16 protein-coding genes and 1 tRNA gene are annotated in these 17,421 nt (G+C 38.3%); 8 read left to right on the top strand and 9 right to left on the bottom strand.

Going from position 1 to position 17,421, the window contains the following annotated elements; all coding sequences use genetic code 11:
- Nucleotides 1–17: 17 nt before the first annotated feature.
- The 6 genes from fabG to AM608_RS11110 all read left to right on the top strand — a co-directional run bounded on the left by fabG (nt 18) and on the right by AM608_RS11110 (nt 4,894).
- On the top strand, nt 18–764 hold the full coding sequence (fabG, locus tag AM608_RS11135) for a 3-oxoacyl-[acyl-carrier-protein] reductase (protein ID WP_053581789.1): 747 nt from the start codon (nt 18–20) through the stop codon (nt 762–764).
- Between the two features lie 36 nt (nt 765–800).
- Nucleotides 801–1,607 (top strand): outer membrane protein assembly factor BamD, encoded by an 807-nt coding sequence (locus AM608_RS11130; RefSeq protein WP_009420693.1) that lies wholly within the window; start codon nt 801–803, stop codon nt 1,605–1,607.
- Nucleotides 1,608–1,619: 12 nt separating this feature from the next.
- Complete coding sequence (locus tag AM608_RS11125) at nt 1,620–1,934, top strand: DNA-directed RNA polymerase subunit omega (RefSeq protein ID WP_002670957.1); 315 nt, start codon at nt 1,620–1,622, stop codon at nt 1,932–1,934.
- Nucleotides 1,935–2,023: 89 nt separating this feature from the next.
- Nucleotides 2,024–3,208 carry a bifunctional phosphopantothenoylcysteine decarboxylase/phosphopantothenate--cysteine ligase CoaBC gene (coaBC, locus tag AM608_RS11120; RefSeq protein WP_053581788.1) on the top strand — a complete coding sequence of 395 codons (1,185 nt, stop codon included), beginning with the start codon at nt 2,024–2,026 and terminating at the stop codon, nt 3,206–3,208.
- 37 nt (nt 3,209–3,245) lie between these two features.
- Nucleotides 3,246–4,127: an ACP S-malonyltransferase gene (gene fabD, locus AM608_RS11115; RefSeq protein WP_009420695.1), complete on the top strand. Its 882-nt coding sequence runs from the start codon at nt 3,246–3,248 to the stop codon at nt 4,125–4,127.
- Nucleotides 4,124–4,894: an ABC transporter ATP-binding protein gene (locus AM608_RS11110; protein WP_009420696.1), complete on the top strand. Its 771-nt coding sequence runs from the start codon at nt 4,124–4,126 to the stop codon at nt 4,892–4,894. Before fabD ends, AM608_RS11110 begins: the two co-directional genes overlap by 4 nt.
- A gap of 197 nt (nt 4,895–5,091) precedes the next feature.
- Here AM608_RS11110 and AM608_RS11105 read toward each other — a convergent pair.
- The 5 genes from AM608_RS11105 to rocD form a co-directional block, all read right to left on the bottom strand.
- Nucleotides 5,092–5,165 (bottom strand) — tRNA-Asp (locus AM608_RS11105).
- A 142-nt stretch (nt 5,166–5,307) separates the two neighbouring features.
- Entirely contained in the window at nt 5,308–6,651 is a 1,344-nt protein-coding gene (dgt, locus tag AM608_RS11100; protein ID WP_053581787.1) for a dGTP triphosphohydrolase, read from the bottom strand.
- 13 nt (nt 6,652–6,664) lie between these two features.
- Entirely contained in the window at nt 6,665–6,874 is a 210-nt protein-coding gene (gene yidD, locus AM608_RS11095) for a membrane protein insertion efficiency factor YidD (RefSeq protein WP_002680684.1), read from the bottom strand.
- Nucleotides 6,875–6,942: 68 nt separating this feature from the next.
- Nucleotides 6,943–7,752 (bottom strand): enoyl-ACP reductase, encoded by an 810-nt coding sequence (locus AM608_RS11090; RefSeq protein WP_053581874.1) that lies wholly within the window; start codon nt 7,750–7,752, stop codon nt 6,943–6,945.
- Nucleotides 7,753–7,872: 120 nt separating this feature from the next.
- Complete coding sequence (gene rocD, locus AM608_RS11085; protein ID WP_053581786.1) at nt 7,873–9,117, bottom strand: ornithine--oxo-acid transaminase; 1,245 nt, start codon at nt 9,115–9,117, stop codon at nt 7,873–7,875.
- Between the two features lie 423 nt (nt 9,118–9,540).
- Here rocD and AM608_RS11080 point away from each other — a divergent pair, with 423 nt between their 5' ends.
- Nucleotides 9,541–10,023, top strand: coding sequence for a hypothetical protein (locus AM608_RS11080; RefSeq protein WP_053581785.1), 483 nt, complete (start codon nt 9,541–9,543; stop codon nt 10,021–10,023).
- A 303-nt stretch (nt 10,024–10,326) separates the two neighbouring features.
- Here AM608_RS11080 and AM608_RS11075 read toward each other — a convergent pair whose 3' ends face one another.
- Together AM608_RS11075 and AM608_RS11070 are read right to left on the bottom strand one after the other, a co-directional pair.
- Nucleotides 10,327–10,737, bottom strand: coding sequence for a hypothetical protein (locus AM608_RS11075; RefSeq protein ID WP_053581784.1), 411 nt, complete (start codon nt 10,735–10,737; stop codon nt 10,327–10,329).
- Nucleotides 10,738–10,885: 148 nt separating this feature from the next.
- Nucleotides 10,886–12,124: a sulfate adenylyltransferase subunit 1 gene (locus AM608_RS11070; protein WP_053581783.1), complete on the bottom strand. Its 1,239-nt coding sequence runs from the start codon at nt 12,122–12,124 to the stop codon at nt 10,886–10,888.
- Nucleotides 12,125–13,122: 998 nt separating this feature from the next.
- Between AM608_RS11070 and fmt the strand changes: the two genes are divergently transcribed.
- On the top strand, nt 13,123–14,073 hold the full coding sequence (gene fmt / locus AM608_RS11065; RefSeq protein ID WP_002670916.1) for a methionyl-tRNA formyltransferase: 951 nt from the start codon (nt 13,123–13,125) through the stop codon (nt 14,071–14,073).
- Between the two features lie 57 nt (nt 14,074–14,130).
- On the opposite strand, the gene AM608_RS11060 is transcribed toward fmt, so the two are convergent.
- Together AM608_RS11060 and AM608_RS11055 are read right to left on the bottom strand one after the other, a co-directional pair.
- Nucleotides 14,131–15,258, bottom strand: a complete 1,128-nt coding sequence (locus AM608_RS11060) for an 8-amino-7-oxononanoate synthase (protein ID WP_053581782.1) — start codon at nt 15,256–15,258, stop codon at nt 14,131–14,133.
- A gap of 13 nt (nt 15,259–15,271) precedes the next feature.
- Nucleotides 15,272–17,302 carry a recombinase gene (locus AM608_RS11055; RefSeq protein ID WP_053581781.1) on the bottom strand — a complete coding sequence of 677 codons (2,031 nt, stop codon included), beginning with the start codon at nt 17,300–17,302 and terminating at the stop codon, nt 15,272–15,274.
- Nucleotides 17,303–17,421 lie beyond the last annotated feature (119 nt).

Here is a 17,421-nt window from a genome sequence, read left to right as displayed (position 1 = left end):
AATTAACAATTAGTAATATGAAATTATTAGAAGGGAAAACAGCTATTATCACTGGTGCTAGTAGAGGCATTGGGTGTGGTATAGCCAAAGTATTTGCTTCCCACGGGGCAAACATTGCTTTTTCGTACAGTTCATCAGTGGATGCTGCAATGACATTAGAGAAAGAATTAGCTACAAAAGGTGTGAAAGTAAAAGGCTACCAAAGCGATGCTTCTGACTTCGCACAGTCGCAAGAATTTGTAGATGCAGTGGTAGCGGAATTTGGCACAGTTGATATTCTAGTAAACAACGCAGGTATCACTAAAGACAACCTACTGATGCGCATTAGTGAAGAAGATTTTGATAAGGTAATAGAGGTAAATCTCAAATCGGTGTTTAATATGACCAAAGCGGTACAGCGCATTATGCTTAAACAACGTAAAGGTTCTATTATCAATATGAGTAGTGTAGTGGGCTTGAAAGGCAATGCTGGACAGTCAAACTATGCGGCTTCTAAAGCGGGAATTATCGGCTTTACCAAATCGATTGCCTTAGAGTTAGGTTCTCGAAATATCCGTTGCAATGCTATCGCTCCAGGCTTTATAGAAACCGAAATGACGGCTGTACTTGACGAAAAAGTAGTACAAAGCTGGCGTGATGCTATTCCTCTAAAACGTGGCGGACAACCTGAAGATGTAGCGAATGCTTGTGTGTTTTTAGCCTCCGATATGTCGGCTTACATCACAGGGCAGGTGCTCAATGTTGATGGAGGAATGCTCACATAATTTTGTTATATCAGAAAAACTTTTTACTTTTGCCGAATGTTAATAAAAAAATATATCATCATCGGTCTGCTGACTGTGCTCTTTACTTCGTGTGGAGAGTATCAAAAGGCCTTGAAATCAAAAGAAGGAAGCGTAAAATACACTGAGGCTGAAAAGCTATATAAGGCTAAAAAATATAAAAAAGCGACACGCCTTTTTGAACAAATAGCTTCAGAATATGCAGGTAAGCCACAAGGAGAACGTATTTATTATATGTTTGGAGATTCTTACTATCAGCTAAAACAATACAGTTTGGCGTCTTATCAGTTTGAACGACTTCAGAAATTATATCCTCGTAGCGAAAAAGCTACAGAGTCGGCTTTCTTAGAAGCAAAATCGCTTTACTTGGAAACTCCTAAATATAGTGTAGACCAAACTTATACCTATCAGGCTCTAGAGAAATTACAATACTTTTTGGATAGATACTCTGATAGTGAATATGCTAAGGAAGCTAACGAGCTAGCCTTAGACTTAGTAACTCGCTTAGAGAAAAAAGAGTTTGAAATAGCTAAACAATACGACCAAATACGCGACTATCAAGCAGCAATGAAGTCGTTAGACAACTTTTTGACCAATAACCCAGGTAGTGTCTTTAGAGAAGATGCGTTGTACACGCGTTTGCATTCAGCTTACGAGTGGGCTATCAACAGTATAGAAACTAAGAAAGAAGAACGCCTCAATACTGCTAAAGAAGCTTACGACAACTTATTGCGTGCCTACCCTGAAACTAAATACAAAAAGGAAGCAGAGAATATGCTTACGAAAATAAACACATCATTGAAAAGTTTTATATCACAAAAATAATATCATTACATTATGGATTTTAAGAAAATAGATGCTCCTACCACTACTGTTACTTATAACAAATCGGCTATAGAAGCACCTACGGGTAATATTTATGAAGCTATTTCTATTATTGCTAAAAGAGCTAACCAAATAAATGCCGAAATTAAAAAGGAATTAGTAGAAAAATTAGAGGCTTTCGCTACTAATAATGATAGCTTGGAGGAAATCTTTGAGAATAAAGAGCAAATAGAGGTATCTCGCTTTTATGAGCGCTTGCCTAAACCACAAGCTATTGCTGTAAAAGAATGGCTTGAGGGTAAGATTTATTACCGTGAAGCCGAATAGAATTGGGTATTTATAGATTATTTGTTAGGCTTTAAGCAGTAAGCGTTTGCTTGCCGTTTAGAGCCTTTTTCTGATTATATTTCTGAATTATGAATATTGTACTTGGTATTACTGCGGGTATAGCGGCTTATAAGACACCTCAATTAATACGCTTACTCATCAAAAAGGAACACAATGTAAAGGTAATTCTCACTGAGAATGCAAAAGAGTTTGTAACACCTCTTACCCTCAGTACAGTATCTAAAAGCCCTGTGCTAACAAATTTTTCCTCTCCCGAGGGCAATTGGCATAGCCACGTAGAGTTAGCTCTATGGGCAGATGCGATGCTCATCGCTCCTGCTACGGCTAATACCATTGGTAAAATGGCTCACGGTGTATGTGATAACTTACTGTTGGCTACTTATTTCTCTGCTAAAGCACCTGTATTCATTGCTCCTGCAATGGATTTGGATATGTATGCCCACCCTACGGTTACCGAGAATTTAATTAAATTAAAGTCTTTTGGTAATCATATCATTCCCGCAACTTATGGCGAACTCGCTAGCGGACTTGTTGGACAAGGACGTATGGCTGAACCCGAAGATATAGTGCTGTTTTTAGAGAATGCACTTACCGAAAATCTTCCTTTTAAAGGTAAAAAAATTCTCATTACTGCAGGTCCTACTTACGAGGCAATCGACCCCGTACGTTTTATAGGAAACTTTTCTTCTGGCAAAATGGGGATTGCCCTTGCTAATGAAGCCGTACGACAAGGAGCTGAGGTACATTTAATATTAGGTTCCTCTACTGAAAAGAATATTCACTCACAAATTCACTTGCATCGGGTGGTAAGCGCTCAGCAAATGTACGAAGCTGCTGTAACCGAATTCCCTACTTGTGATATCGCTATCCTTGCCGCTGCTGTGGCTGACTATACGCCTGAAACTGTAGCCTCCGAAAAAATTAAAAAGAAAGGCGGTAATCTCAGTCTAACCTTAGTGCCTACCGTCGATATATTGGCATCTTTAGGAAAAATCAAAACTACTCAGACGCTTATAGGTTTTGCCTTAGAGACTGAAAATGAAGTTGCCAATGCCCAAACCAAATTGGAGAAAAAGAATTTAGATGCTATTGTACTCAACTCCTTGCGCGATGCAGGCGCAGGCTTTGGTACTGATACCAATAAAGTTACTTTTATTACTAAAAAAACACAAATCAGTTTTCCTTTAAAAACTAAAGAAGAAGTCGCTAAAGATATTTTGACGCAAATATTTGGCATTCTTATAGAAAAGTAATATCTTTGTACTTTCAATCTTATAAAAATAAAAATAAATGAAAGCATACATCTTCCCAGGTCAAGGAGCCCAATTTGTAGGTATGGGGCTTGATTTATACGAAAAATCTGCTGAAGCCAAAGCTCTTTTTGAAGTAGCTAATGGCATTCTCGGCTTCTCCATTACTGATATAATGTTCAGCGGTACTGATGAAGACCTCAAACAAACCAAAGTTACCCAGCCTGCTATCTTCTTGCACTCAGTAATCCTTAGCAAAGTACTCGGTAAAAATTTTGCTCCTCAAATGGTTGCAGGACATTCATTAGGTGAATTTTCTGCTTTAGTAGCCAATGAAGCCCTCTCATTTGAAGATGGTTTGCAATTAGTAGCCAAACGTGCTACCGCTATGCAAAAGGCTTGCGAATTACAACCTGGTACAATGGCTGCCGTATTAGGCTTAGACGATAGTAAGGTTGAAGAACTTTGTGCAACAGTTGACGGAATTGTAACCCCTGCCAACTATAATTGCCCAGGTCAGTTGGTGATTTCAGGTGAACTCAAAGCTGTAGAAGCAGCTTGCGAAAAGATGAAAGAAGCAGGAGCTAAGCGTGCTCTTGTATTGCCTGTAGGCGGAGCTTTTCACTCAGTACTGATGAAACCTGCCGAAGAAGAATTGGCAGCAGCGATTGAGCAAACGACTTTCCATAAACCACTTTGTCCAGTATACCAAAATGTAACTACTACGGCTGTAAGCAATGAAGCTAACATTAAAAAGAACCTCATCAAGCAACTTACTGCTCCTGTGAAATGGACACAAAGTGTACAACAGATGATTGCTGATGGTGCTACCGAATTTATTGAAGTAGGACCTGGCAAAGTGCTACAAGGCTTGGTGAAGAAAATAAACAAAGAGGCAGTGGTAGCTTCGGCAGAAATATGATACAAGTAGAAAATTTACATAAATCTTTTAATGGAACTGAAGTGCTCAAAGGTATTTCTACTACTTTTGAAAAAGGTAAAACGAATCTGATTATCGGGCAAAGTGGTTCAGGTAAAACTGTGTTCCTCAAATCACTTTTAGGTCTTTTTACCCCCGATTCGGGCGACATTATCTACGATGGGGTGAAGTACGCTGATATGAAACGCAAAGAACGTGTAGCCTTGCGTCAAAAAATGGGAATGGTATTCCAAGGAAGCGCTTTATTCGACTCTATGACGGTGCTCGAGAATGTGATGTTCCCTTTGAAGATGTTTTCTCAAAAAACACCTGAAGAAATACGCGAGCGTGCTAATATAGTATTGAGCCGTGTAAACTTAGTAAATGCCGATGATAAATTACCATCAGAAATTTCTGGAGGTATGCAGAAAAGGGTTGCTATTGCTCGTGCGATTGTAAACCAACCCAACTATCTGTTTTGTGATGAGCCTAACTCAGGACTAGATCCTAAGACCTCTATCGTAATAGACAACCTTATTCAAGAAATTACTGAAGAGTTTAACATCACCACCGTAATCAATACTCACGATATGAACTCAGTAATGGAAATAGGGGCTAAGATTGTATTCCTAAAAAATGGCTATAAAGAATGGGAAGGCTCTAAAGAAACTATTTTCCGCACCGATAACGAAGCAGTTACTGACTTTGTGTATTCATCAGAGCTGTTTAAGAAGGTAAGAAAAGCTTATTTAGAAGAACACGAGGATTAGATTAATAATTAAATTTCTAAAAAGCTACCTATAAAGTTTATAGGTAGCTTTTTTATTATTAGAGAATTAAGGGAATTTATATTCTAAATCTCACTTAAAAAGAAAAGCTCTCCTTGGAGAAAGGAAAGCTTTCATTGGTTTACTATAAACCCGTGTAAAAATATTTACACAAAACAACACAACTAAATCTTATGAAGCGGTCTGGACGGGACTCGAACCCGCGACCCCATGCGTGACAGGCATGTATTCTAACCAGCTGAACTACCAGACCTTCAGCAAATTTGTGCAATTCATTTCTTCATTGCGGTTGCAAAGGTACTACTTTTTTTATTACTTGCAAATTTTTAGAGCGTTTTTTTAAACTTTTTTTAATCTTTCTTTATAATATATCTGATAATAAACATATTAAAGTATTAGATATTAAAGGTTGTATTGGCTGTTTTTAGATGTAATTCCACTGCATTACTATCGGTAAGGCTTGTAATATAACAAGTAATGCCCATCACTTTGTCATATAACGAGCCATTTTTGCGATACTTTTCAGGTAACTTTTTAAGCAAAAGTTTATCAAATGATGTTTCACGTCCGTTTTCTTGATTGATAATAGCTGTAAAAAAGATATCTAATAAATGTTGTAAAACCACATAGCCCGATACTTCCTTTTCTACTACCTCATCGGATTGATATATACGTTCCACACTACAATCTATTACATCAGTGATTTGATGGCGATATTTACTATCATATAAAAGTGACTGGTGAAATTCTCCTGCCAAGATTGCATCTTCATTTTGCAAGAAGATGTCGGTAGCATCTTGTATCAAAGCTCCTATAGCAACTGCACGCAAATAAGCAATACGCTCTTCTTTAGTTTGTAGTTTGCTATATTTATGAGTATTTATCTTATCTGAGATGATACCACCTAAATACTCTAAAGCTACATCTTCGCTTATAAGCCCTAAGTTGATACCGTCTTCAAAGTCTATAATAGTATAACAAATATCGTCGGCTGCCTCTACCAAGAAAGCTAAGGGATGACGTGCATAACGCAATTCACCATTTACACTATTAGATTTTAGTCCTAAAGTTTCAGCTACCTCTTTGAAGAATTTTTTATCACCTTGGAAAAAACCATATTTCTTATCAGCTATACGGTCAGTAGGACGTACAGGTAGTGATTCTTTAGGATACTTAGTAAAAGCTCCTAAGGTAGCATAAGTAAGCCGTAAGCCCCCCTCTACCCCCAAACGTGTTTCATTAAGAATTCTAAAACCATTGGCATTCCCTTCAAAACTACACAAATCAGCATACTCGGCTTCTGTGAGTAAATGTTTGATAGCAGTTCCTTTTTTGAATTGAAAAAACTCTCCTATAGCCTTTTCACCACTGTGCCCAAAAGGTGGATTACCAATATCGTGTGCTACCGCCGCTGCTGCAATAATGGCTCCAAAATCATTAGTTTGGTAACCCAATTCGCACAAGTGAGGATATTTGGTGAGCACGTGTTTACCCACAGCACGCCCCAAACTACGCCCCACTACCGACACCTCAATACTATGTGTAAGACGTGTGTGTACAAAACTTGTTTTTGAAAGCGGAATTACTTGTGTTTTGTCCTGCAAGCTACGAAAAGCACTTGAAAAGACCACACGGTCATAATCCATATCAAAACTGAGTCGTGTTTCATCTTCATTTTTTCGCAAACGAAGACTAGTATCACCATATTTGTTAAGAGAGAGTAAGTTTTCCCAAAGCATTTTTATTGTTTATTTAAGGTACGGGGTCATAGCCACTTCCTCCCCAAGGGTGGCAACTACATATACGCTTAATTGCCAACCAGCCTCCTTTAAAAAAACCGTACTTTTGCAAGGCTTCTAAAGTGTATTGCGAGCAGGTAGGGGTATACCTGCACGTAGGAGGCTTGAGTGGCGAAATGGCTACTTGATAAAAGCGCACTAAATAAATGAAAAGATACTTCATTTCATTAGTTATTAGTCAGTAGTTATTAGCCGTTAGTTTTTTAACTACTAACAACCGATTTCTAACTACTACTTAGTAAATCGTTCAATTACTTCTTGGCTTACACCAGTATTAGAGAAGCCTCCATCGTGGAAAAGGTTTTGCATCGTTACTTTGCGAGTAAGATCGGAGAAGAGAGATACCGTATAATTGGCACAATCTTGAGCGGTGGCATTACCCAGTGGTGACATAGCATCGGCGTAGGCGATAAAACCGTCGAAACCTTTTACGCCTTGTCCTGCAGTAGTAGCGGTAGGTGATTGTGAAATGGTATTCACTCGCACTTTCTTGTCTTTACCAAAGAAATAGCCAAAACTACGCGCAATAGATTCTAAGTAGGCTTTATTATCAGCCATATCGTTATAATCAGGGAAGGTGCGTTGTGCTGCCATATAAGTAAGGGCAACAATACTACCCCACTCGTTCATTGCATCATTCTTATAAAGCACTTGGCATACTTTGTGAAAAGAAAGTGCTGAAACGTCCCACCCTTTTTCAGTGTTCACATAGTTAGACTCGGTATAAGGAATGTTTTTGCGCACGTTTACCGACATACCGATAGAGTGCAACACAAAATCCAACTTACCCCCTAAAATCTCCATAGCTTTGCTTACCAAGTTTTGGAGATCGTCCATATTGGTAGCGTCGGCAGGAATAATTTCAGAGCCTGTTTTTTCGGCTAAGTTTTTTATTTCTCCCATACGCATTGCTACGGGAGCATTGGTAAGTACAAACTTACCACCTTCTTCGTGTACACGTTCTGCTGTTTTCCAAGCAATAGAATTTTCGTCTAAGGCACCAAAGATGATGCCTCTTTTTCCTTTTAATAAATTATACATAATTTTCTCTTTTATAAAATGAATTTTGTTCCTATGGGGCAAATGTACAAAATATTTCTGTATAAATAAAAAGCTACCTAAAATATTAGGTAGCTTTTTATCTGTATGCAATATAGCGTATTACTTTTCAAACGCTTTTAAAGCATTGATAATAATAGCAATACACTCTCTTAATTCCGTTTCATTCATTACCAATGGCGGAGCAAATCTAATGATATTGCCGTGAGTAGGTTTAGCGAGTAACCCATTATCGCGCATCTTTAGACAGATATTCCAAGCAGTGTCACTCTCTTCGGTATCGTTGATAACCACCGCATTTAGGAGCCCTTTACCACGTACTAAGGTGGCTATTTTTGAGGTTTTGATATAGTTGCTAATTTCTTTGCGAAAAATCTCACCCAAACGAGCGGCATTTTCAGCCAAATGCTCATCTTTTACTACCTGTAAGGCTTCAATCGCTACGGCTGCTGCCAAAGGATTGCCTCCAAAAGTACTACCGTGTTGCCCAGCTTTAATCACGTGCATAATACGGTCATCAGCAAGGACAGCACTTACGGGATACACCCCACCACTAAGAGCTTTCCCCAGTACCAATATATCAGGTTTTACATTCTCGTGGTCTACTGCCAAACGTTTTCCGGTACGCGCTATTCCTGTTTGTACCTCATCGGCGATAAAGAGTGCATTATACTTTTCGCATAAGGCTTTTGCTCCGCTTAAATACCCCTCAGAAGGGACGTATACACCAGCTTCACCTTGTATAGGTTCTACTAAAAAGCCTGCTACTGTTGCTTTATTATCAGCAAGGACTTGTTCCAAAGCGACTAAATCGTTGTAAGGAACGGAAACAAAACCAGGTGTATAAGGTCCAAAGTTCTTACGCGCATTTTTATCAGATGAAAAAGATACAACTGTAGTGGTACGCCCGTGGAAGTTCTGGTCGCATACGATGATGATGGCAGCACTTTCAGGCACCCCTTTCTGTTCGTACGCCCATTTGCGACATATTTTAATAGCTGTTTCTACCGCTTCAGCCCCTGTGTTCATCGGGAGGACTTTCTCGAAGCCAAAATACTCGGTTACGTACTTTTCATACACTCCGAGCTTATCGTTGTAGAAAGCGCGAGAAGTGAGTGTAAGAGTTTGCGCTTGTTCAGTAAGCGCTTTGATGATACGTGGGTGGCAGTGACCTTGGTTTACGGCAGAGTAAGACGAAAGGAAATCGTAGTAGCGTTTGCCTTCGATGTCCCACACATATACCCCTTGCCCTTTGCAGAGTACGACGGGTAGTGGGTGATAGTTATGTGCACCGTACTGATTTTCGAGTGCCATTGCTTGTTCTGAGGTTAATTTATGTGTTATCATATATTTGTGTTATATACTTTTAAAGGTAAAATAATATTCATTCTATTACAAAACTATATTTTCATATTTACTTTGTGTTTAATAGTAATTTTTCTATCGTAAAAAACTTGGACAAAGATACAAGAATAAATTAAATAATCCTATATGTTCATATAAAAAAACAAGTTTGACGCCTAAATTTTCCTTATATAAAATAGTTAATATCCGTTTTATACTTACAGTATTTTTTCTTTTCACAGAAATAATTCTGCAGTATTTCATACTTTTGAACAATAACTTTATTACAGTGTTAACTATTGATTTTCTTTGTATTAACATTAGATTTTATATTTATGGACAAAAATAGAAAAAAGATTTTTTGTAAAAAATTTCTTTTTATTAAAAAATTATTATACCTTTGCCTCCACTAAAAGATCATAGATTATGGCAGATACAGTATTACAACCGAAAGGTACAGACGTAAAAACAGATACGGAAGTACAACTGACAGGTGCACAACTACAACAAATGCTTGATGCTCACTGTCAAGATATGAAAGAAGGAATGCCAGGATTCCTTTTTTATGGAATTTTGAGCAGTACCGATGGTTCTATCTTAAGCAAAGCTTCTGCTAATGAAGAAGCTTCAAGAATAATTGAGCAAGGCTCTGCTTTTCATCTTACTATTGTTGATCAAGTAAAGAAAGTAGTTGATAGCAATGATGCTTTAGGAAAATTGGAGTTAGATTATATCCTTATTGAAACAGATAAAATCACGTTTATGTTGATGATTTCAGCTTTGGGTAAATTCTTTTCTATCACCGCTTTAGATAGACCTAAATCAAACATTGGTATCTCAAGAGCTTTACTTTACAAGTGCAAAAGAGAGTTTGGAACACTATTAGACGATTTTTTTAGTATTTTTTAACAGAAGAAATAAAAAGGGGCACAAAACAGACAGTCTGTTTTGTGCTCTTTTTTATATCAACCAAAATATAAAACTTTTAGAATTTCATTATTAACCTATCGTCACAGCTCTACGGTAGTATTGCTATTTTCATCAATGAGAATGGTATACTTCGAAAGCATTGCATACTATAAAAGAGAAGCTAATTTGAGCTTGTTATCTTATTCTAATGAAGTACAAGATATTTCGGTAAAAAAAAAACAAAAAAGCACAAATTCAGAGTGCCTAAATTTGTGCTATGAAGATGCTATTTAATATCTTTTTTTAAAGCTGTTCATCTAATATTACTGCAAGAGGTCTACTTTTTTCAACCAAAGATCTAGCTATTGTTAAATTAGCTTTATCTCTATCTAAGGCTAAGAGAATAAAAAATTTCCCTAAATTCGAAATTCCAATTACATAAGTAATTTTATTGGTTTCGATAAGAGTACTATGTATCTCTTTAATGTTTAATGATTCACTTAAGGCAACCACACTTTTTACTTGTGCTACAATAGTTGAAAAAACAGGAGCGGTTTCTTCTGCTATTGTTGAAAATTCTGGACTTGATGAAGCTTTTGCGATAATAGTCCCTTCAGCAGAATTAAGAATTCCACAATATAGAAATCCTGGCAAATTAGCTTTCATATCTAAGCAGAGCTTGTTAACTGCTTCTTGTAATTCTTTACCTGTCATAAACTTGATTTTTTTATATGTTATTTTGATGCAAATATATGTATAATATATACAAGTATTTATTTTTTAACATTATTTAATGCTTTTTGTGTATACTTTAAGTTTTTTAACTTGTATTATTGTGAAATAAAACAGAAAAATAAAAGCATTAATATATCATCACAGCTCCTACGGTAGCGTTGCTGGTCTCATCGATGAGGATAGCACTACCCATTGGAGGATTGCTTTGGAAAGCATCGTATACTAATGGGGAAGCCGTTTTGAGTCGGATTTTTGCGATTTCATTGAGTTTTACACTTTCTACGCCTTCAGTTTGGTTGAGAGTATTGACGTCTATTTTATACTCTATTTCCTTCACAATTGCTTTTACAAGTTTACTACGCTGTTGCAACAAGTATTTATTATCTTCGCGCAATTCGCGTTTATCCATCCAGCATACAATAGCCTCGATATCTTGCCCTTGCTGAGGCTCTGCTCCTTGTTTGGCAAAGTAGTCACCACGAGAAATATCAATATCGTCTTCGATGTGTAGTACTACTGGGTCACCTGCCTTTGCTTCTGCAACTTCTTCACCGTTATACTCTATCTTACTGAGTTTTGTAGTAATACCTTCTGGTTCTACTATTATCGCATCACCTTTGCGATAAGTGCCCGAAATGACTTCTCCCGCATAACCGCGATAATCGTGTAAAGCTTCGGTTTGTGGACGTATTACATACTGCACTTGAAAACGAGGTTGGTCATAGTTGTCTTTGCTAATTTCTACTGTTTCCAAAAAGTCTAAAAGCGAATTACCTTTGTACCAAGGCATCGCCTCAGTGGTATTCACGATATTATCGCCTACAAAAGCCGAAATTGGGAAATAGTGCACGCTCTTCAATCCTAAACGTTTGGCAATCTCTTCGTACTCTTGCTTGATATTGTTAAAAACCTCTTCGCTATAACCTACCAAGTCCATTTTGTTTACGGCTACCACTACCTCTGGGATATTGAGGAGAGAGGCGATGATTGAATGGCGACGAGTTTGTTCGGTTACGCCATTGCGAGCGTCTACCAAAATGATTATAAGCTCGGAATTAGAAGCCCCTGTAATCATATTGCGGGTGTATTGGGTATGACCAGGAGCATCGGCGATGATAAATTTGCGTTTGGGAGTAGCAAAGTAGCGGTAGGCTACATCGATAGTAATCCCTTGTTCGCGTTCAGCACGGAGCCCATCGGTGATGATAGCAAGGTCGATACCATCGTCGTTCTTATTTTTTGATTGTTGTTCCAATGCTTCGAGCTGGTCGGCTAAAATACTTTTGCTATCGTATAACAATCGACCTATAAGGGTACTTTTACCGTCGTCTACACTACCTGCGGTGATAAATCGTAATATATTCATTTGCTTTATTTCTGTTGAGTAAATATAATTTGGTGCAAAAGTACAAACTAATTGGCAAATTAGCAAATTTGAAACTTAGTAAATGGGGCACTTGTATTTAAAAACCTACCCCCCGTTCCCCCTTCCCGAAAGGAAGGGGGGCAATCCGCAAAAGCGACTTTTTAAAGAGAAAACATCTAATATTCTCTACTATTTTTTTGTGGTTTATTAATAAAGTATAAGCCTATTATTTTAAAAACGAATGCCGTGCTTAGTAAATGGGGCACGAACTACAAAAAATGGAGCAGTAGAGGCGGACTTGTAGAACGGGGGTCAGACAGGTGGGAGGTGCGAGTCACGCGGGCGATAGAGGGTTAGAGCTATCGGAAGAAAACAGAGAAATTCGAAAGTGAGTTAAGGGTGATTTTGGTGAGAAATGCTCGTTAGGAGGGTATGGTTAGCTTATAGGGAGCTTATAGGAAGCTTATACGAATCTTGGACGATTGGTATAGAAAGGGTATATAAAAAGTTGATTAACACTATGATACAACAATGATAAAAATGTTAAAAACGGGGTTTCGAAGCGAAAGAAGGAGAAATAGGTACTAGGCCTTAGGCCATAGGCACTAGGAGGAAGTATGACGGAAAGAGAATTGACGGGTGGGGAAATTAGAGAATTAGCAAATTTGGAAATTAGTAAATGGAGTAAGAGGTTCTGGACTATAGACCATAGACACTAGGTGGGAGTATGACGGAAAAGGGGAAATTAGTGACGGGAAAGGCGAATGAAAAATAGAATTTTGTTATATTGAATTGATGTTATTTAACTCTAAGGGGCGAAAGAAGAACCAATAATAACTCGTATTAAAAGTTTTACTAGAAAAAACTTTACTATTAATACCAAATTTTATATTTTTGCACAAAATAAATCAGAGCTAAAAACGAGTTCATCGCTTAACTGAAATAAGAAAATGAGCTTCTGAGACAATTAAAAGATTATAAGGTAAAAGGTAAAAAAGATGACAAGTGATAAAATGAGAATTGTATTTATGGGGACACCTGACTTTGCGTTGGCGTCGCTAAAAGCATTAGTAGAGAACCATTACAACGTAGTAGGTGTAGTAACGGTAGCCGATAAACCTTCGGGACGCGGACAGAAGCTACACCAGTCGCCAGTGAAACTCTATGCCGAAAGCAAAGGGATACCGGTGTTACAACCCATAAAACTAAAAGATGAAACTTTTGTAAATGCACTGAAAGCCTTACAACCCGATTTGCAAATAGTAGTAGCCTTCCGTATGTTGCCCGAAGTGGTATGGCGATTGCCTAAATACGGTACATTCAATCTGCACGCCTCTCTTTTGCCTAACTATCGTGGAGCAGCTCCCATCAACTGGGCAATTATCAACGGGGAAAAGGAAACAGGGGTAACGACTTTCTTTATAGACGAGAAGATTGATACGGGAGCTATTATCGCACAAGAGGTTACACCTATTGAGTCTCACGAAACAGCGGGCACCTTACACGACAAACTAATGGTGCAAGGTGCTGAATTGGTACTAAAAACCGTAGATAGCATTGCAGAAGGTTCTTGCACTACCCAACCACAAAACAAAGAAGTAACCTTTGCCGAAGCTCCTAAGATATACAAAGAGACTTGTAAGATAGATTGGCAAGCGGAAGGAATGACAATAGAGCGTTTAGTGAGGGGAATGAGCCCCTACCCTACTGCGTGGACAGCGTTTGTACAAAAAGGAGAAGTGTTAAATGTAAAAGTATATGATGCTCTTTTCGAACCTGTCTCTCATCAATATCCTATTGGGGAACTCTTAGTAGATAAAAAAGGACTGCGTGTAGCTGTGAAAGATGGTTATATAAAGCTATTAGAATTGCAATTACCTGCTAAAAAACGTATGAAAACGACTGACCTGCTAAATGGGTTCAGCTTTGATAATACCACAATACTATAATGACGAGTCGTAGCACGATAGGCAATTGAAAAACTTTGGTAAAAATTGATTCTCTAATCAGATAATTGACAAACTAGCTAATTGGCTAATTAAAATATTTATCTCTTCTTCTGTATTAAAGCTGTGTAAACATATTCTCAGGCGTTCTTGTCCCGCAGGTACGGTGGGTGCTAAAATCGGTAATACGCCTATATCTTGGGCTTGTAGTACTTCGGCAAGTGCTTTCACTCGTTCATTGCCTGCTACTACTATGGCTTGAATAGCCGAATCAGAAGGAATAAAACCCTGTATGTTGTATTTGGCAATTTGCGTTTTAAAATACTGTATATTATGATGCAGTTGTTCTATTGATTTAGTTGTCTGTAAGGTCTCATATCCTGCCCTAATAGTTGCCACACTATGTGGACTCATAGCAGTAGTATATATGAAAGAGCGTGAAAAGTTCACTAAATACTGTATCACCTCATTTGAAGCTAAGACAGCAGCTCCGTGTGCTCCCAAGCCTTTCCCGAAGGTAACGATGCGGGCAAAAATTTCTTCTTCTAACCCCAATGCTTGCACCAATCCACAGCCGTGTTTGCCAAATACTCCTATGGCGTGAGCTTCGTCTACCGCTATATAAGCCCCATACTGTGTTGCTAATGTTACCAAACGCACCAAATCAGGACTATCACCGTCCATTGAAAAAACTGTTTCAGTAACGATGAGCACCGTTTTATCAGGGGAAGCAAACTTTTTTAAGAGCTTTTCTAAATCGTCTAAATCGTTATGTTTAAACTTATAGGAGTTAGCTAAACTCAGTGAAATACCGTCGCGTATAGAAGCGTGGCTGTAACTATCGTATAAGATAATATCACCTCGCCCTACGATACAGGAGAAGAATCCCACATTGGCGTCATAGCCCGAATTGTACAAAAGAGCCGTTTCAGCCTTATGAAAATGAGCTATATAGCTTTCGGTTTCGGAAAAGATAGGCAAGTTACCTGAAAGCAATCGCGATCCTGTAGCCCCGTGAGGTGCCGTTTGCTGAGGGAGTAATTGAGAGATGCGTTTAGTAATCTCAGAATTTGTACTGAATCCTATATAATCATTGGAGTAGAAATCGATAGCAAAATGGCGTTGCTTAAGAGTGCGAAGAGCGTTGTGAGCCTCACGTTCAGCTAATTTTTCTTTGATGTGTTTCATATTGAATATTCTTTTATTCTTTCTCCTTTACGGGAAAGAAAAAGGCTCTGGGACGAGCTTTAAAGGCTCTCCATACACAACGACCTAAATATTTTAGTTCAGAAGCAGGGACTTCGCGAGAACGTAAGGCTATCCATAGGGACAGACCAAAACTCACAATAAAGTTACCTAAACCGATGATGCCTATCCCTAAGATACACCAAAGGATATTCTCTAAGCTAATGATAAAATTCATACCATACAAGCCATAAGCTAAATTACCACTGGCGAAGGTGATGTGGCGTATATCGATGGGCAAACCGAAGAAATGACCTATTGCCCACGCACTTCCCATAAAGACTCCAAACCAAATATTTGAGACGACACTCGGCCACTTTTGTTGCATCCAGTTAGCAACGCGTTGCATACGTACTTTACCAAAGAAGCCTTTAAGAAAGGGGTGTTCGGAAAGACGATAATAGAAGTTGTTAAAGTTGTTTACACTAGCTACGTTGCCTGCTATAATACCTGATAAGAACAGAAATATCCCTGCAATACAAGCATGCAAAAATACGGGGGTATACCATATATTCAGGTCTTCCAAGAGATGTAAACTCTTTTTGGTAGCGATATTATAACCACTGAGGTAACTCATTCCTATCGCCAAAAGCATAGACACAGGGAAAGCACCAAACACGTTGCCCACAAAGGCGATGAACTGCGAACGAAACAAACGCGTGAAGAGTGCTGAGAATTCGGTGTAGTGTTTCTGTTTTTCCTTATTGTTATCGTTATCGCTGAGACTCTCTAAAGTCTTGGCAATCGTAGAAGCCGTCATCGCAGGTTGCTTGGTAGCCAAAGTAGACCCTGTAAGGTAGATGAGCACAAAACCAATAGCGTAGTTAAAACTGTAGTTCAGCGCACGGAAAAAATCACTTTGGTCGGGTTCCATCGACATATAGAGTTTTACCAAACACATAAACCCTACGATAACGCCACCCCACAAAGCTGTTTTGAGCATCTTGAAGTACTCACCGGTAGTAGAAGTAATATAGTGTTCACCTGTCTTTCCGGTATAGTTCGTAATCTCGTAGGTGATGTTATAAACACTATCATCTATCAGCTTTCGAATATTGTTTTTCTTAGAATTAGTTTTCACCATATCTAAGTAGAAGGCAATCGTTTTTTCACATTTATCAGCTTCTTTTTCTATAAACAGGTAGTTATAGAGTCGCTTGATGCGTTTTATTTGCTGACGAATGAGCAAAAGAGTTTGGTTCACACTGAAACTCACCCCATATTTAGAAGTATTGGCATCAGCTTTGTTTACGAAATCCTCACACTGACCAGCTAGAATATTCAGCTGTTTATAATCGAGTTCGTGGTCTTGTATATATAGATAAGGTTTATCTTCCTTAGAAAGAGTACGTGCAAGATTGTTCAGCTCATCGTCGAGAGCGATAAAGGGGCTGTTGAGATGAGCATATTCAGGCACCATACGGCGCACATCAGTTTGCAAGGCGAGCCCTCCCATACGTTGGGATAGAATCATTATAGCCAAAAGGATTTGCTTGGAAGTAGTTTTGCTCTCACTATCCTCATAGAAAGTAGATACAGCAAGAATTTCAAAGAGTTCTTTCCAGTTATCTAGAGGGATTTGATGTACCCATTTCACATCGGAAGGACGGTAGAAGAGTTGGTTGAGTACGTATTGTATATTCTCTTCCGAAGGCTGGTCGGGCAAAAGCTGACGACTGATACGACGACGCAATTCTTTGAAGAAAGAAACACTGTTCAGCAGACCAGCATCAGTAAAAAGAATTACTTTTTGTTTATTAGCAAATACGTTATGGAGTTTTTCCTTGAAGAAAGCGATGCTATTGGGTTTGTGTTTGATTTCAGTGATGAGTTCATCGATATTGAGGGGAGACTTTTTATTTTTACTTTTGCGACGAAAGTAGTTCACTACATCAAACACGAAGTCAATATCTTCATAGTCTGATGAGTGCATATAAGTCTCAAAGATTTCATAAATAGATTTATATTCTTTTGCGAATCGTAACATATCTTACAATAAATAATTAAGAATTGATAAATTAGAATGGTGCAAAGGTACGAAAAAATTGTCAATCTGCTAATTTGTTAATTAAAAAAGGCTGCCCGAGTAGGACAGCCTTTTGAGTT

Source organism: Capnocytophaga sp. oral taxon 323, assembly GCF_001278825.1.
In the GTDB taxonomy this organism is placed as follows: domain Bacteria; phylum Bacteroidota; class Bacteroidia; order Flavobacteriales; family Flavobacteriaceae; genus Capnocytophaga; species Capnocytophaga ochracea.
Note: the sequence above shows the minus strand (reverse complement) of the source record. Positions and strands in the feature narration are given on the sequence as shown.

What these genes read in the sequence shown, in the direction of transcription:
- fabG (WP_053581789.1), top strand. Translation starts at nt 18, where the DNA reads ATGAAATTATTAGAAGGGAAAACAGCTATTATCACTGGTGCTAGTAGA.
- AM608_RS11130 (WP_009420693.1), top strand. Translation starts at nt 801, where the DNA reads ATGTTAATAAAAAAATATATCATCATCGGTCTGCTGACTGTGCTCTTT.
- AM608_RS11125 (WP_002670957.1), top strand. Translation starts at nt 1,620, where the DNA reads ATGGATTTTAAGAAAATAGATGCTCCTACCACTACTGTTACTTATAAC.
- coaBC (WP_053581788.1), top strand. Translation starts at nt 2,024, where the DNA reads ATGAATATTGTACTTGGTATTACTGCGGGTATAGCGGCTTATAAGACA.
- fabD (WP_009420695.1), top strand. Translation starts at nt 3,246, where the DNA reads ATGAAAGCATACATCTTCCCAGGTCAAGGAGCCCAATTTGTAGGTATG.
- AM608_RS11110 (WP_009420696.1), top strand. Translation starts at nt 4,124, where the DNA reads ATGATACAAGTAGAAAATTTACATAAATCTTTTAATGGAACTGAAGTG.
- dgt (WP_053581787.1), bottom strand. Translation starts at nt 6,651, where the DNA reads ATGCTTTGGGAAAACTTACTCTCTCTTAACAAATATGGTGATACTAGT.
- yidD (WP_002680684.1), bottom strand. Translation starts at nt 6,874, where the DNA reads ATGAAGTATCTTTTCATTTATTTAGTGCGCTTTTATCAAGTAGCCATT.
- AM608_RS11090 (WP_053581874.1), bottom strand. Translation starts at nt 7,752, where the DNA reads ATGTATAATTTATTAAAAGGAAAAAGAGGCATCATCTTTGGTGCCTTA.
- rocD (WP_053581786.1), bottom strand. Translation starts at nt 9,117, where the DNA reads ATGATAACACATAAATTAACCTCAGAACAAGCAATGGCACTCGAAAAT.
- AM608_RS11080 (WP_053581785.1), top strand. Translation starts at nt 9,541, where the DNA reads ATGGCAGATACAGTATTACAACCGAAAGGTACAGACGTAAAAACAGAT.
- AM608_RS11075 (WP_053581784.1), bottom strand. Translation starts at nt 10,737, where the DNA reads ATGACAGGTAAAGAATTACAAGAAGCAGTTAACAAGCTCTGCTTAGAT.
- AM608_RS11070 (WP_053581783.1), bottom strand. Translation starts at nt 12,124, where the DNA reads ATGAATATATTACGATTTATCACCGCAGGTAGTGTAGACGACGGTAAA.
- fmt (WP_002670916.1), top strand. Translation starts at nt 13,123, where the DNA reads ATGACAAGTGATAAAATGAGAATTGTATTTATGGGGACACCTGACTTT.
- AM608_RS11060 (WP_053581782.1), bottom strand. Translation starts at nt 15,258, where the DNA reads ATGAAACACATCAAAGAAAAATTAGCTGAACGTGAGGCTCACAACGCT.
- AM608_RS11055 (WP_053581781.1), bottom strand. Translation starts at nt 17,302, where the DNA reads ATGTTACGATTCGCAAAAGAATATAAATCTATTTATGAAATCTTTGAG.